This window comes from Robertkochia sediminum (assembly GCF_016786255.1).
Lineage (GTDB): Bacteria > Bacteroidota > Bacteroidia > Flavobacteriales > Flavobacteriaceae > Robertkochia > Robertkochia sediminum.
Map to the genome: position 1 here is coordinate 5,518 of NZ_JADMKT010000082.1, position 15,451 is coordinate 20,968.

Sequence of the window (15,451 nt, forward strand, 5' to 3'; positions counted from 1 at the left end):
TGATTGTAGGCTCAATGTGTCGGGGTGGCAGGATTCGAACCTGCGGCCTCCTGCTCCCAAAGCAGGCGCGATAACCGGGCTACGCTACACCCCGATTCAGTGTAAAACTGATCGTTGCGGAGAGACAGGGATTCGAACCCTGGCAACGGTTACCCGTTGACAGATTAGCAATCTGCTCCATTACCACTCTGGCACCTCTCCTAATTCTAAAATTTTTCAGAACCTGCAATCCTTAAATTGCGGTTGCAAATGTATATTATCATCTTGTTTCACGCAACATTTTACTCCATTATTTTTTAAATAAATCACTTCCCTGCTGCGGTACAGACACTTACTATTCGGGGTATTCGATACGTAAATGATAAATGTTGCTCAACTTGTGTTTCAACACCTTTTTAATGATCTCAATTTCCTTAAAGGTAATATTCGCATTGATAAACTGATCTTCCTTCACCTGCTTGCTTACAATACGCTCTACAAAGCTCTCGATCACCGAAAATGTCGGATTCTTAAGACTCTTGGAAGCCGCCTCCACAGAATCGGCCATCATTAAAATAGCTGTTTCCCTTGAAAACGGGATGGGTCCGGGATAACGAAAATCTTCAGCATCGACTTCCACCCCGGAATCCATGGCCTGCTTGTAGAAATAATACACGTAATTGGTACCGTGATGGGTGCGTATAAAATCGATCACCCGATCCGGTAACTTATTCTTCTTGGCGATCTCGATGCCCTCCAATACGTGATCAATGATCATCCGGGCACTCTCCTGCGGCAAGAGTTCGTTATGCGGATTCACACTCGTTCGCTGGTTCTCGGTGAAATACATCGGATTATTCATCTTGCCGATATCGTGGTACAAAGCTCCTACCCTTACCAACATCGCATTGGCCCCGATCTCGTTCGCAGCAGCTTCTGCCAGGTTGGCCACCTGTAATGAATGGTGAAACGTTCCCGGCGCCTTATCCGACAATTCCTTTAACAACTTAGAGTTGGTATCGCTTAACTCAAGAAGGGAAACATCACTAACCAGTGAAAATACCTTCTCGTAAATATAGATCAGCGGGAAAGCCGCCAGGGTTGCGAGACCATTCAGAATAAACTTAGCAAAGGTAAAAAGGTTGGCATTGTCCAGATTTCCCTCATGGATCACTAAAAAGGCGAAATACGCAATGATATAGACCAGGGTGATCTGACCTACAGAAATAAAGAGATTCACACGCTTATGCAACTCAGAAATGGTTTGTATGGTCACGATCCCGGCAATGATCTGCAGGAACACATATTCGAAACTGTTAGGCACTATGAATCCGAGTAGCAATACGGTAAGCGTATGAACAAAAAGTCCCAACCTGGGATCAAAAAACGCCTTCAAAATAAGCGGCAGGATACACAAGGGCACCACATAGACATAGTCAACATTGAACTTGACCACGGCCGTTGTGAGAAAGATCAATACCAAAATATTGAAGAAAATGAAAGTGACCTTATTGTTGTTCTCATAGACCTCGGCGCGGTATTTTTTCAGGAACAGCAAAAGCATGAACAGGGTAAGGGCCACAAGGATCACATACCCGAGAACGATCCAGTTGTAATTGCGTTCGTTCCACAACTGCGATTGGTACTCCTTACGCAGGGATACCAGCATATTGTACTTTTCGCCTTCAACCACTTCTCCCTTAGCTATAATACGCTTCCCCTTATCCACATTACCGCGGGTTTGCATAACCCCCGATAATTTAGCCCCAAGGGTGGTTTGTGTAAGGTCTTCATCAAAGAATACATTAGGCCTTATGATATCAAAGAACAAGGCGTAGTACGATGGGGTAAATTCTTCTACCCCGAGATCGGTAAGCCTGTTATTGATAAACGACTCCAGTTGGTTGATCTTAAGTAACTGCCCGTACAAAACGGTAGTCTCTTCGTTATTCAATACCACATTCACCACCTTCTCATCGCTGCGGTCACTCTCCGAACGCACCACCCCTACCCGATAGATATCATTGAGTAAGGCCTCACCTTTCGCGAATAGGGTCTCATGATCCCGGGTGCCAAAACTGTCTTTCGGAAAAAAGGTGGTGAATCGCTCTCCGTAATCGGCAACTACGGTCGCGGCGATATCCTCATCGTACTGAAAATAATCGGGATGGTTCGCAGTGATCTCCTCCCGGTCTGACTCCAATTCCTCGTCGGTCTTGTATATCGCAAAATCGAAGGGCGCATAAAGGGTTTCTTCCTGCCACACTTTACCCTTTTGAAAATCGTACTTGAACTTGCCTCCTTTCGGAAAAAAATACACGATAAGCACGATGGTTGCAACAAATAAAAAGCTCTTATATATAAGCGACTGGTTGGCGTAGAGCTTATCGAGAAAACGCTTCATGGATAGGGATATTGATGTTCAAATGTAAAAAAAATAAGTCATCTCTTGCACGCTATTATTACCATAGTGACTTATGATTATCGTTATAAATTACCTAAATTCGCAACAGTAAAAAAGTTTTATCATGAATAAAGTAGTCATTGTTTCAGCTGCCCGAACCCCTATCGGGAGCTTTTTAGGCGGACTTTCAAGTGTTCCGGCACCCAAGCTCGGAGCCATTGCTATCAAAGGCGCCTTAGATAAGATCAACCTCGCTGCAGACCAGGTAGACGAGGTCCTCATGGGTAATGTTGTACAAGCCGGTGTCGGACAGGCTCCTGCGCGTCAGGCAGCGATCTTCGCCGGAATTCCCGATAGCGTACCCTGTACAACCGTAAACAAAGTTTGTTCCAGCGGTATGAAAGCCGTGATGCAGGGTGCTCAGGCCATTGCTGCAGGTGATGCCGAAGTGGTGGTTGCCGGAGGAATGGAGAACATGAGCATGATCCCTCATTATATCCACATGAGAAATGGTCAAAAATTTGGTCCTGCCACTCTCGTAGACGGATTACAGCGCGACGGACTCGTTGATGCGTACGATCAGAACGCTATGGGTGTATGTGCCGATAGCTGTGCTACAGAATACGAATTCTCAAGAGAAGATCAGGACAACTACGCAATACAGTCGTACAAGCGCTCTGCTCAAGCCTGGAAAGATGGTAAGTTCAAGAACGAGGTTGTTCCTGTAGAAGTGCCACAACGACGTGGAGAGCCTATAGTGATCGCTGAAGACGAAGAGTTCAAGAACGTTAAAATGGAAAAGATCCCGGCCCTAAGACCGGCCTTTACCAAAGAAGGTACCGTAACTGCTGCAAATGCCTCGACCATTAACGATGGTGCCGGTGCAGTGATCCTGATGAGTGAAGAGAAGGCTAAAGCCCTTGGACTGAAGCCACTCGCTACCATCCTTAGTTATGCCGATGCCGCTCACGAACCGGAATGGTTTACCACCGCTCCTGCAAAAGCGCTTCCTAAAGCCTTAGGAAAAGCCAACATCAGCATGGATCAGGTAGATTATTTCGAGGTGAACGAAGCATTCTCTGTGGTTGCCCTGGCCAATATGAAGATCCTCGATATGCCGGCCGATAAGGTAAACGTCAATGGAGGTGCTGTATCTCTGGGACACCCACTGGGATGTTCAGGAGTACGAATTCTCATTACCCTTATGAATGTATTAGAACAAAACGACGCCAGGATCGGTGCCGCAGGCATCTGTAACGGAGGTGGTGGAGCCTCTGCCATGGTGATCGAGAGAAATTAATAAACACTATCAACCAAGACTAACTGAATGCAATACGGGATCTGCAATCTGAGTATCGTTCCTTTGCGGCAAGAACCCAACGATCAAAGTGAACTCACCTCACAGGTACTTTTTGGAGAACACTTCAAAGTATTGGAGATGCGCAAGCACTGGAGCAGGATTCGACTTGCATTCGACCGTTATGAAGGGTGGATAGACAATAAGCAGTTCGTTCTTATCGAGGAAGCACTTTACAAGCACCTCGATAAGACACCTGCCAGACTTTCGGCAGACCTGGTGGAGTTTGTATACAACAAAACCAACGACCTGCTGCCCATACCGTTGGGGAGCACGATTAGCACCGCAGAACATCTCGACAGCCATTACGATGGCGCTGTAAAGACCGGGGAACAACCCAAAGAGGAGATCCTGAAAACTGCATTTATGTACCTCAACAGTCCGTTCTTATGGGGTGGAAAAACACCTTTTGGAATAGACAGTTCAGGATTTACTCAAATGGTCTACAAACTCAATGGCTATAAGCTCCTCAGGGAACCCGGGCAACAAGCCACACAGGGTGAAGCCCTGAGCTTTATTGAAGAAAGCGAACCCGGTGATCTCGCATTTTTTGACAATGACGAAGGAGAGATCATTCACGTGGGTATTATCATGGAGAACAACTACATTATCCATGCTTACGGGCAGGTTCGTATCGACCGTATTGACCATAGCGGGATCTTCAATGCCGATAAGAACATGCATACCCATAAATTAAGGGTGATCAAAAAGATCATATGAGTGATACGGTTATAAGGTGATGCAGTTATACGGAGTAACCGCATAAAAAACCACGCTCATACGCGTGGTTTTTTTTTTAAGATATACTCTTACTTCATAAAGTTGTCAACCCCTAAGAAGACCAATTGCAGCAAGCCACAACCATGATATCTCTGTTTTATCCTTCCTTGCTTTGGATACTTTTAATAACAGAAACATCCCTTTCACTTTACAGACTCACCACGCCAATTTTAAAACGACTCGGGGAAAACCGTTTCACTGTATCAAAAAAAACCCGCGCCTTTCAGCGCGGGTTATTATATATCATTGAAAAATCTTATTGCTCTAACTCAGCCAGCTTATCTCTCATAGCTTTGTAGCTTGCAGTTTCTCCAAGGTTACCGTAGATGTTCATTAGCGTACGGGTAGCATCAACATTCTTAGGGTTGATCTCAAGAAGTTTTTCCAGGAAAGGAACAGCTTCTTTGTACAGGTTCTCACGCTCCTTCTTAAGCTCATCATAACGCTTGTTATCGGCTGCAGAGTTTCCAAGACCATTCATTTCTTCAACGAGTACTTTCTCCTGGTTAAGGATGGTTGAAGCCATGTTCAGGTAAGTATTCTCACTTGTAGGATCAAGATCAAGAGAGCGTTGGTAGTACTCCATAGCTTTTTGGTTGTCTCCCTGTTCTGCAGAGATCACACCCATGTTGTAGAAAAGTACCGGGTTCTCAGGATCCATGGCGATAGCGCGCTCCATGGTCTCTTTGAACTTGTCTTTCTGGTCCAACTGGATGTAAAGGTTAGCCTCAGTAAGCAAAAGATTTACATCATCAGGGTTCTCCGCCTGAGCCTCTCTGATCGCTGCGATCGCCTTTTCTTTTTCACCTTGCTGGTTGTAGATCAGAGCGATATTCTTAACGATCTCAGGGAATCTGTTCTCAGTTTCCTCTTCTCTTGGGTTCTCATAAGCACCGGATTTTACCATCAGGTCCATTTGATTCTTAGAACCAAAAGCCTCATCTTCTCCGGTTTCCTTATTGGTAGCAAGATACTGGGTAGTTACCCCGGTGTATCCTTTGTCCTTAAGCTCCACATACCATGGTAAAGCTTTTTCATAAGCTCCGGCATTTACAGCTCCTGATGCAGCGTAATACAAGTAATCATCGTTTCCGCTAAGCTTGTATGCCAGGTAAAGCTTATCTGCCCCTTTACCGAACTCCTTGTTTTGGTTATCGGCAACTGCAGCATTTACAAGATCTCCGGAGTTAGCCTCCATGATCTGCATCGCTTCTTCAGTATACTTATCCTTATATCCTTTTTCAAATTCGATCAGGTTGTTGAAGTACTCAGCAGACTGAGTGTAAGAATCGATGGTCTCCATGCCCTTCTTCCCCATATCTGCATACGCTTTCCCCATAAGGAAATAGTATTGCGCTTTGTATTTATCCTCAAAACCATCTACGTTAGACAACGCATCCAGTGTAGCTTTGGCCTCAGTAACATTTCCGCCTTCCAGAGCCTTTTCTGCTGCCTTCAGTTCTTTTTTCTGAGCCATGGCAAATGTGGTAAAAAGTACCGCAGAAGCTAATAGAATTCGCTTTTTCATTGTGTAATTGAATTTAATTTTGTGTTAAGTGTTAATTTTCAGTTTCGGTGTTGTCTGCATCCGATCCTGTTACCGGACCTTCTTCCTGAACTTCGATATCTTCAACATCCTCGATATCATCTTCATCTTTAACCACCTTGGCTACCGCCGCGATCGAATCGTTCTTCAGGTTGATCAGGCGAACCCCCTGAGTGGCTCTACCCATAACCCTTAGATCTTCTATCGCAAGTCTGATGGCTACACCTTTTTTGGTAATGATCATCAGGTCGTCACTGTCAGACACACTTTTTATGGCCACTAAGTTACCGGTTTTTTCTGTAATAGACATGGTTTTTACCCCTTTACCACCTCTGTTGGTGATACGATAAACCGGCTCTCCGTCTTCCGGATCGTCCAGATAGGTGCGTTTTCCATATCCATTCTCTGATACTACCAGTACATTTTCTTCAAGGTTATTGATAGAAAGCATTCCGATCACCTCATCCTTAGGATCTTCGATAGTGATACCGCGAACCCCGGAAGCACTTCTTCCCATTGGGCGGATCTTACTCTCTTCAAATCGGATGGCCTTACCGGAGTGAACGGCCAGCATGATATGGCTGTTCCCGGTAGTGAGCTTGGCTTCGAGCAGCTCATCGCCTTCGCGAATGGTGATCGCGTTGATACCATTGGTACGCGGACGAGAATATTGCTCCAGGGAGGTTTTCTTAACCACCCCTTTCTTGGTCGCCATGATCACATAATGACTATTGATATACTCTTCATCCTTCAGGTCTTTGGTACAGATAAAGGCTTTCACCTTATCGTCCTGCTCAATATTGATCAGGTTCTGAATAGCGCGCCCCTTAGAAGCCTTGCTTCCTTCCGGGATCTCGTAAACACGCATCCAGAAACACTTCCCTTTCTGAGTAAAGAACAGCATATACTGGTGGTTGGTTCCCACGAACAGATGCTCGAGGAAATCTTCATTACGGGTAGCGGTACCTTTTTGGCCTACTCCACCGCGATGCTGGGTCTTGTATTCGGTAAGCGGTGTACGCTTGATATAACCGGCGTGAGAAATGGTGATCACCACCTGCTCATCAGGGATCATATCTTCAATACTCAGGTCTCCACCTGCGTATTCGATCTGTGATCTTCTCGGGTCACCGTACTTTTGCTCTACTTCCAGGAGTTCTTCCTTGATGATCTCCATTCTGCGCTCCTTACGGGCGAGAATGTCTTTACAATCTTCAATGAACTTCATGATCTCATCGTATTCCAGACGCAGCTTATCCTGCTCCAGTCCGGTGAGCTGTCTCAATCGCATCTCAACAATGGCCTTCGCCTGGATCTCCGTTAGCTTGAAGCGCTCCATGAGCTTGGCTCGGGCTTCCTCAGCGTTGGCAGAGGCACGGATCAGCGCGATCACCTCGTCGATATTATCCGATGCAATGATCAGACCTTCAAGAATGTGTGCACGCTCTTCAGCCTTCTTCAGTTCAAATTGCGTACGTCTAACCACCACCTCATGTCTGTGATCCACAAAATGCATGATCATATCCTTGAGGTTCAGCATTTCCGGACGGCCGTTAACCAGTGCGATATTATTCACACTAAAGGACGACTGAAGGGCAGTATACTTATACAGCATATTCAGAACGATGTTCGGAATAGCATCTCTTTTCAGGATATATACGATACGCATTCCCTTACGGTCCGACTCATCACGGATGTTGGAAATACCTTCGATCTTTTTATCATTTACCAGATCGGCCGTTTTCTTGATCATATCGGCCTTGTTTACCTGGTAAGGGATCTCGGTTACCACGATAGCCTCCCGTCCGTTCACCTCTTCGGTATGCGCTTTTGCACGCATCACGATACGCCCACGCCCCGTCTTAAAGGCTTCGCGAACCCCGTCGTATCCATAGATGATACCTCCGGTAGGGAAGTCAGGAGCCTTGATGTGCTCCATAAGCTCATCGATGGTGATATCGTGGTTGTCGATATAGGCAACCGTTCCGGAGATCACCTCGCTAAGGTTATGCGGTGGCATATTGGTAGCCATACCTACGGCAATACCCGAAGCTCCGTTAATAAGCAATTGAGGTACACGCGTTGGTAATACTTTGGGCTCCTTTAACGTATCGTCAAAGTTTAACTGATGATCTACCGTATCCTTATCGATATCGGCCAGCATATCTTCCGATATTTTACGCATTCTGGCCTCGGTATAACGCATCGCTGCAGGACTGTCGCCGTCGATCGAACCAAAGTTACCCTGCCCGTCGACCAGCATATAACGCAAACTCCATTCCTGAGCCATACGCACCATGGTGTCATATACAGAGCTATCTCCGTGTGGGTGATACTTACCGAGTACCTCCCCGACGATTCTTGCAGATTTCTTGTAAGCAGTGTTCGAACGCACTCCGAGTTCATGCATTCCAAATAAAACCCTTCGGTGAACCGGCTTAAGACCATCACGAACATCTGGCAGTGCACGTGACACAATGACCGACATCGAATAATCGATGTATGCCGACTTCATCTCGTCTTCAATATTAATAGGGATCAGCTTTTCTCCTTCTGCCATATTAAATTGTTTATAATTATGGTTTGTTTACAATCGTGCCAATATACATATTTTAAAAGCGCAGAGGGATAATATGAACATAGTTTTTCAACGTTTTTATTAACATAAACTCCCTTCAAAAATCCCGTTTAAAATCGGTGTTAATTTTTTTGTTTTTGACTCTTTTTTTTGTCTATTAGCTAAAAGTGAATCGAATTAAGGAATAGTTTTTGCCTTGTTGTATACGATTTACTATTTTTAATAAGAAGAAAGGAACTAAGCGCATGGATGACAATTTTTCACCTAGAGTAAAAGACGTGATCGCCTACAGTAAAGAAGAAGCCCTGAGACTCGGGCACGACTTTATTGGGACCGAACACCTTATGCTCGGACTTTTACGAGACGGAAACGGAAAAGCTATTGACATTCTTACGGCCTTAAGTATCGATCTGGAGACCTTAAGACGTAAGGTAGAGATCTTGTCCCCGGCCAATTCTAATTCCGGGGTCAACACCAATGATAAACGAAACCTTCATCTGACCCGACAAGCCGAAAGAGCTCTTAAGACCACCTTTTTGGAGGCCAAACTCTTTCAAAGCACCTCGATAAACACTGCGCACCTGCTATTGTGTATTCTGAGGAATGAGAACGACCCAACCACCAAACTTTTAAACCGGCTTAAAGTGGATTACGACAATGTGAAAGAACAATTCAAGCTCATGATCACCAGTGATGATGACTTTATAGACTCGCCAACGGCAGAATCGTTTTCTGACGATCCTTCCGATAGCGACGACCAAAAAGATTCTCCCTTCGGAGGCTCTTCCTCTGCAGGTAAGAGCAATAAGAAATCTAAAACTCCAGTTTTAGACAACTTCGGAAGGGACCTCACCCAGCTTGCGGAAGAAGACAAGCTCGACCCGGTTGTGGGCCGTGAAAAAGAGATCGAAAGAGTATCGCAGATCCTTAGCCGACGCAAGAAGAACAATCCGCTGCTCATCGGTGAGCCCGGGGTGGGTAAAAGTGCTATAGCCGAAGGGCTGGCACTGCGAATCGTTAAAAAGAAAGTGTCGCGTATTCTCTACAACAAACGCGTGGTTACCCTCGACCTGGCATCGCTGGTAGCAGGAACCAAATACCGCGGTCAGTTCGAAGAGCGTATGAAGGCCGTGATGAATGAACTGGAAAAGAATGACGACATCATTCTCTTTATCGATGAGATCCACACCATTGTTGGTGCAGGCGGTGCTACAGGTAGCTTAGACGCTTCGAATATGTTCAAGCCGGCACTGGCAAGAGGAGAGATCCAATGTATTGGTGCCACTACCCTGGACGAATACCGTCAGTACATCGAAAAGGACGGTGCCCTGGAGAGAAGGTTCCAAAAAGTGATCGTTGAGCCTACTTCTGTAGAAGAGACCGTAGAGATACTCAATAACATCAAAGGAAAATACGAAGAACACCACAATGTGATCTATACGCCGGAAGCTATTGAAGCGTGTGTGAAGCTCACCAACAGGTACCTCACAGACCGTTTCCTTCCGGACAAAGCGATCGACGCCCTCGATGAGGCCGGATCGCGCGTTCACATTACCAATATGGAAGTTCCAAAACAGATCCTGGAGTTGGAAAAACAACTGGAGCAGGTGAAGGAGCTGAAGAATTCGGTGGTTAAAAAACAGAAATACGAAGAAGCTGCCAAGCTCAGAGACGATGAAAAACGTCTGGAAAAAGAGCTGCAGGTGGCCCAGGAAAAATGGGAAGAAGAATCTAAGCTCCACCGCGAAACCGTAAGCGACGAGAACGTTGCCGACGTGGTCTCCATGATGAGCGGAGTACCTGTGACCAGGATCGCTAAGGCAGAAAGCTCTAAACTGGCCGAATTACCGGAACTGATCAAAGGAAAGGTTATTGGTCAGGATGAAGCTGTTGCTAAGGTCGTTAAAGCCATTCAACGTAACCGCGCCGGACTTAAAGATCCGGATAAACCTATCGGATCCTTCATCTTTCTCGGACAAACCGGGGTGGGTAAAACCCAATTGGCCAAGGTGCTGGCGTCACAACTCTTCGATTCTGAAGACGCTCTCTTGCGTATCGACATGAGCGAATACATGGAGAAATTCGCCGTATCACGTCTTATCGGAGCACCTCCGGGATACGTAGGATATGAAGAAGGCGGACAGCTTACCGAAAAAGTACGCAGAAAACCTTACGCAGTGATCCTTCTCGACGAGGTGGAAAAAGCACACCCCGACGTATTCAATATGCTGTTGCAGGTACTCGACGATGGTTACCTTACCGATAGCCTTGGAAGAAAGATCGATTTCCGAAATACGATCATTATCATGACCTCGAACATCGGAGCGCGTCAGCTCAAAGACTTCGGACAAGGAGTTGGCTTCGGTACCACTGCCAAAAAGGAACAGGCCGACGCCCACGCCAAAAGCGTGATCGAAAACGCCCTTAAAAAGGCCTTTGCACCGGAATTCTTGAACCGTATAGACGATGTGGTGGTATTTAATCCGCTTGAAAGAGAAGACATCCACAAGATCATCAATATCGAGTTGGAAAAACTCTTTGGCCGTATCAAAGGACTGGGGTACAATCTCAAGCTTACGAAAAAAGCCAAGGATTACATTGCCGATAAAGGATTCGACAAACAGTACGGAGCTCGTCCGCTCAAAAGGGCGATCCAGAAATATATCGAAGACGCCCTGGCAGAAGAGATCATCAGTTCAAACCTCAGTGAAGGAGACAGTATTCAAATGGACCTGGATGAGAAAAAGGACGAACTAACGATCAAGATCACCAAACAGGAAGAATCGACAGAATCCTAATTCGAATTCCTATAAAATTCAAATTTCATCATAACGCGATAAACGGTTGTTTATCGCGTTTTTTTATGCTAAAGACACATATACTCCTTAAATTCGTAAAGATTCAATAAAACCAGGAGAAACATGGAGAAAACAGTTATCGGCAGTGAAGAATGGGTGGCCCTTCCCGACTTAAGCATTCCGGCTATAAAGGTCAGGGTAGACAGTGGAGCAAAAACCTCAGCACTTCACGCTGTTAACATCCAACCTTTTCAACGCAACAACGAAACCTGGGTCTCTTTTGATGTATACCCCCTTCAGCATAACGGTAAGAAAATGATCAGCTGCCAGGCCTTCGTGGTCGATAAACGTGTGATCAAAAGTTCTACCGGGAATCGCGAAAACAGGTATATTATCAAGACCCCTGTGACCATTGGCAATGCAACCTGGGACATTGAGATGTCTCTAACCAACAGAGACAGCATGGGATATCGCATGCTCTTCGGGCGCGAAGCCATGCTTGGACGCATGATCGTTGACCCCGAGAACAGCTTTATGCTCGGCAACTACACCAAAGCCGATATCGACCAGAAATACCAAACCGATATTACCTATAAGAACGGATTGAAAATTGGCCTTCTAGCCAGTAATCCTGAGCTCTACAGCAATAAAAGGATCATAGAAGCCGGTGAAAGTCGCGGTCATCAGATCGAATTCTACAACATTCGCCAATGTTATATGAAACTCGACGCACAACGTCCGGAGATCCATTACCGGGGTGGTAAGATCCTTAACGACCTCGATGCTGTGATCCCTAGAATTAAGCCCAGCATGACCTTTTACGGCTGTACGCTCACCAGACATTTCGAATCGCTCAATATATTTTGCCTAAATACCTCTGCCGCCATCAGGCAGGCCCGGGATAAGATCTATTCCCTTCAGCTATTGCTTAAGAACGGGATCGAGATCCCAACTACCGGATTTGCAAATTCACCACTTGACACCAACGACCTTATCAATATGGTAGGTGGCGCACCTCTTATCGTAAAGCTTCTCGAAGGTACTCAGGGTAAAGGTGTCGTATTGGCAGAAACCAAGAAGGCTGCAGAAAGTGTGATCAATGCCTTTAAAAGTCTTGATGCCAACATCCTCGTCCAGGAATTCATCAAAGAGGCCGGTGGAAAAGATCTCCGACTTTTCGTGATCAACGGGAAGGTGGTAGCTGCCATTCAAAGAGCAGCACCTCCGGGTGAATTCAGAGCCAATGTCCACCTCGGAGGCATCGCAACAGTGATCAAACCTACAGCCGAAGAGAAAAAAATAGCCGTACGAGCCACTAAAGCCATGGGACTCGATGTGGCCGGTGTAGATGTAATACGTTCCTCTAAAGGCCCATTACTTTTAGAAGTGAACTCATCACCCGGACTGGAAGGTATCGAAACCGCTACCAATCTGGGCATTGCCGAACAAATGATCATGGCGATCGAGAAAAAACTGAACTGGAAGCCTGAAGCCTGATCATACAAACACATGATCAAAAACCCCCAATCGTAAAACCAAATGCAGACAATGTCTTCTATCCCCCAAGACTTCATTAATGTAGAAAGATCAGATCTCGGTACTTTTTACTTTTACTCCAATATGGTCATTGGTATTTTAGAGGAAGGGACCATCCTCGACCTTGACACCACTTCGAAACTCATAGCCCTTAGTGAGCGAAATTTCGGCCTAAGAGATTTTGTATACATCTCCTTGCGTCTCCACTCCTATTCGGTAGATCCGACCATATATCCCTACCTCACCGAAATGAAAAACCTCAAAGGAATAGCCATTGTAAGTGAAAAGGCCAGCTACCGGAAAAACTTCGAGGTGGAGAAGCAGTTCTATGCTCATAACATGAGAATTTTCAACGATTTAGACGAAGCTATCCTCTGGAGCAGGAACCTCATCGAATAAATGTGTAACTCACAGGATACTTGTCAGGAAATCAGCAAGCCAACAGTATTTTCCCCTTGGATTTAACCTGACAGACCTAACACTTCGATGATCAAAACCATTCAGAATGACTTTGTCACCCTGAAGTTTCACGACACTTATGTGATTGGAATTATCCATGAAGGCATAGACCTGGAAACAGAACAGGGAGCAGAGATCTTTAATCTTTGCAATCAATTTTACGGAGACAAGCCCTACGCAATTATCTCCTACCGACTAAACTCTTATTCTTTTAATCCGTTCATGCATCAGGAAGTTGTGAACCAGCAACCCAACCTGATCTCGTTTGCCATCGCTGCGCATTCACCGGTGCAGCGTATGAACTTTGCTATCGAGAAAATGTTCTTGAAGGTCCCTAACGGTTTCTTTAACAATCTTCAGGACGCTATAGCATGGACACAAAAACAGGTCGAGAAAAGCCCTAAGCGCCAAGCATCTCCGAAGTCACACTAAGACTATCGATAAATTTCTTTGTTTGTTCAATATCGTCGTGCAATACGCGATCCTGATCTACAAAAGGCACCTCTGCGGTATACTTCTCCAGGAACACTTCTATACGTTCCGAACTCTTTAACGGTCTTCTGAAGGCCATTGCCTGAGAGGCATTCATAAGCTCAATAGCCAACACACTCTTCAGATTTTCCACGATACGTAAACATTTGGTCGCTGCATTAGCTCCCATACTTACGTGATCTTCCTGTCCGTTAGACGACACAATACTATCTGTACTGGCCGGTGTGGCCAATTGTTTACTCTGACTTACAATACTGGCAGCGGTATATTGCGGGATCATAAACCCGGAATGCAACCCGGGATCATTAACCAAAAAGGCCGGCAAGCCTCGTAATCCGGAAATAAGCTGGTAAGTTCTTCGCTCCGAAATACTCCCTAATTCAGCCAGGGCGATCCCCATATAGTCCAGGGCCAAGGCCAGGGGTTGTCCGTGGAAATTACCCCCGGAGATGATCTCATCTTCTTCTACAAAAACATTAGGGTTATCGGTAACGCTATTGATCTCTGTACCGAACACCCTTGTCACATGGTCCAGCGCATCTTTAGAGGCGCCGTGTACCTGTGGCATACAACGGAAAGAATACGGGTCCTGTACATTTTTTTTCTCTTGCTGTGCGAGCTCACTCCCCTTGGTAAATTCCAGAATGCGCGCAGCCGTATCCAACTGCCCTTTGTGGGGTCGTATTTCATGAATGAGCTTATTAAACGGCTCCAACCTTCCGTCAAAAGCTTCTAAGGAAACCGCCCCTATCAGGTCGGCCAGGTAAGAGAGTTTATGCCCCTGCAACAAGCTCCACACCCCATAGGCTCCCATGAACTGTGTTCCGTTAAGCAGGGCCAAGCCTTCTTTTGACTGTAAGGTTACAGGCTCCCAGTTAAAATGGTTCAATACTTCTGAAGCAGGCTTGATCTCCCCCTTAAAATACACCTCTCCACGCCCCAATAACGGGAGGGCAAGGTGAGCCAGTGGCGCAAGGTCTCCCGATGCTCCAAGTGAGCCCTGGGTGTAGATCACAGGCAATATATCATGATTGTAAAAGTCAATTAAGCGTTGTACGGTAAGTAACTGTACCCCGGAATGCCCATAGCTTAGCGACTGTACTTTAAGCAAAAGCATGATCTTTACGATGGCCTCAGGCACCTTCTCTCCGGTACCACAGGCATGCGACATCACCAGGTTCTCCTGCAGGTGACTCAGGTTCTCTCCTGAGATCTTAATATTACACAACGATCCGAACCCTGTATTGATACCGTAAACCGGTCGCTGATCGGCTGCCATCTTCTCATCGAGATAAGCACGACAGGCTTCGATCTTTCGGGCAGCCTCTTCTGAAAGTGCGAGTTCGTAATTTTCAGACAACAGGGTATTCAAAACTTCCAAACTAAGCTCTTCAGACGAAATATGATAAACTTTGCTCATGATATACGCAATACAGTTAGTAATTGTTCAAGATCCTGGTTTTACAACCTACACTCCCCTGGTAAAAGGGTCTTTGACCACACCTTGGTGTTCCTGCCCAGG

The 15,451-nt window shown here is 45.9% G+C and carries 10 protein-coding genes and 2 tRNA genes; 6 read left to right on the plus strand and 6 right to left on the minus strand.

Going from position 1 to position 15,451, the window contains the following annotated elements:
* Positions 1-19: 19 nt before the first annotated feature.
* The 3 genes from IS446_RS15025 to IS446_RS15035 form a co-directional block, all read right to left on the minus strand.
* A tRNA-Pro gene (locus IS446_RS15025) sits at positions 20-94 on the minus strand.
* Positions 95-117: 23 nt separating this feature from the next.
* Positions 118-201 (minus strand) — tRNA-Ser (locus IS446_RS15030).
* Positions 202-334: 133 nt separating this feature from the next.
* Positions 335-2,383, minus strand: a complete 2,049-nt coding sequence (locus tag IS446_RS15035) for an HD family phosphohydrolase (RefSeq protein WP_203061578.1) — start codon at positions 2,381-2,383, stop codon at positions 335-337.
* A 124-nt stretch (positions 2,384-2,507) separates the two neighbouring features.
* Between IS446_RS15035 and IS446_RS15040 the strand changes: the two genes are divergently transcribed.
* The gene (locus IS446_RS15040; protein WP_203061579.1) at positions 2,508-3,683 is read left to right on the plus strand and encodes an acetyl-CoA C-acyltransferase; all 1,176 of its coding nucleotides are present in this window, start codon (positions 2,508-2,510) and stop codon (positions 3,681-3,683) included.
* A 27-nt stretch (positions 3,684-3,710) separates the two neighbouring features.
* The gene (locus IS446_RS15045) at positions 3,711-4,460 is read left to right on the plus strand and encodes a C40 family peptidase (protein ID WP_203061580.1); all 750 of its coding nucleotides are present in this window, start codon (positions 3,711-3,713) and stop codon (positions 4,458-4,460) included.
* A gap of 316 nt (positions 4,461-4,776) precedes the next feature.
* Here the strand turns inward: IS446_RS15045 and IS446_RS15050 are convergent, their stop codons facing one another.
* Positions 4,777-6,048 carry a tetratricopeptide repeat protein gene (locus tag IS446_RS15050; protein ID WP_203061581.1) on the minus strand — a complete coding sequence of 424 codons (1,272 nt, stop codon included), beginning with the start codon at positions 6,046-6,048 and terminating at the stop codon, positions 4,777-4,779.
* A gap of 31 nt (positions 6,049-6,079) precedes the next feature.
* On the minus strand, positions 6,080-8,626 hold the full coding sequence (gyrA, locus tag IS446_RS15055) for a DNA gyrase subunit A (RefSeq protein ID WP_203061582.1): 2,547 nt from the start codon (positions 8,624-8,626) through the stop codon (positions 6,080-6,082).
* A 263-nt stretch (positions 8,627-8,889) separates the two neighbouring features.
* On the opposite strand from gyrA, the gene IS446_RS15060 reads away from it, so the two are divergent.
* The 4 genes from IS446_RS15060 (at position 8,890) to IS446_RS15075 (ending at position 13,869) form a co-directional block, all read left to right on the plus strand.
* Positions 8,890-11,442, plus strand: a complete 2,553-nt coding sequence (locus tag IS446_RS15060; RefSeq protein ID WP_203061583.1) for an ATP-dependent Clp protease ATP-binding subunit — start codon at positions 8,890-8,892, stop codon at positions 11,440-11,442.
* 123 nt (positions 11,443-11,565) lie between these two features.
* Positions 11,566-12,939 (plus strand): 30S ribosomal protein S6--L-glutamate ligase, encoded by a 1,374-nt coding sequence (gene rimK, locus IS446_RS15065; RefSeq protein ID WP_203061584.1) that lies wholly within the window; start codon positions 11,566-11,568, stop codon positions 12,937-12,939.
* 51 nt (positions 12,940-12,990) lie between these two features.
* Positions 12,991-13,377 (plus strand): STAS/SEC14 domain-containing protein, encoded by a 387-nt coding sequence (locus IS446_RS15070; RefSeq protein ID WP_203061585.1) that lies wholly within the window; start codon positions 12,991-12,993, stop codon positions 13,375-13,377.
* An 87-nt stretch (positions 13,378-13,464) separates the two neighbouring features.
* Positions 13,465-13,869 (plus strand): hypothetical protein, encoded by a 405-nt coding sequence (locus IS446_RS15075; protein WP_203061586.1) that lies wholly within the window; start codon positions 13,465-13,467, stop codon positions 13,867-13,869.
* Here the strand turns inward: IS446_RS15075 and hutH are convergent.
* A complete protein-coding gene (gene hutH / locus IS446_RS15080; protein WP_203061587.1) occupies positions 13,838-15,349 on the minus strand; it encodes a histidine ammonia-lyase in 1,512 nt (503 codons plus the stop codon). The genes IS446_RS15075 and hutH overlap by 32 nt on opposite strands.
* Positions 15,350-15,451 lie beyond the last annotated feature (102 nt).

Coding starts and splice junctions, on each gene's coding strand:
- IS446_RS15035 (WP_203061578.1), bottom strand. CDS start 2,383: ATGAAGCGTTTTCTCGATAAGCTCTACGCCAACCAGTCGCTTATATAT.
- IS446_RS15040 (WP_203061579.1), top strand. CDS start 2,508: ATGAATAAAGTAGTCATTGTTTCAGCTGCCCGAACCCCTATCGGGAGC.
- IS446_RS15045 (WP_203061580.1), top strand. CDS start 3,711: ATGCAATACGGGATCTGCAATCTGAGTATCGTTCCTTTGCGGCAAGAA.
- IS446_RS15050 (WP_203061581.1), bottom strand. CDS start 6,048: ATGAAAAAGCGAATTCTATTAGCTTCTGCGGTACTTTTTACCACATTT.
- gyrA (WP_203061582.1), bottom strand. CDS start 8,626: ATGGCAGAAGGAGAAAAGCTGATCCCTATTAATATTGAAGACGAGATG.
- IS446_RS15060 (WP_203061583.1), top strand. CDS start 8,890: ATGGATGACAATTTTTCACCTAGAGTAAAAGACGTGATCGCCTACAGT.
- rimK (WP_203061584.1), top strand. CDS start 11,566: ATGGAGAAAACAGTTATCGGCAGTGAAGAATGGGTGGCCCTTCCCGAC.
- IS446_RS15070 (WP_203061585.1), top strand. CDS start 12,991: ATGTCTTCTATCCCCCAAGACTTCATTAATGTAGAAAGATCAGATCTC.
- IS446_RS15075 (WP_203061586.1), top strand. CDS start 13,465: ATGATCAAAACCATTCAGAATGACTTTGTCACCCTGAAGTTTCACGAC.
- hutH (WP_203061587.1), bottom strand. CDS start 15,349: ATGAGCAAAGTTTATCATATTTCGTCTGAAGAGCTTAGTTTGGAAGTT.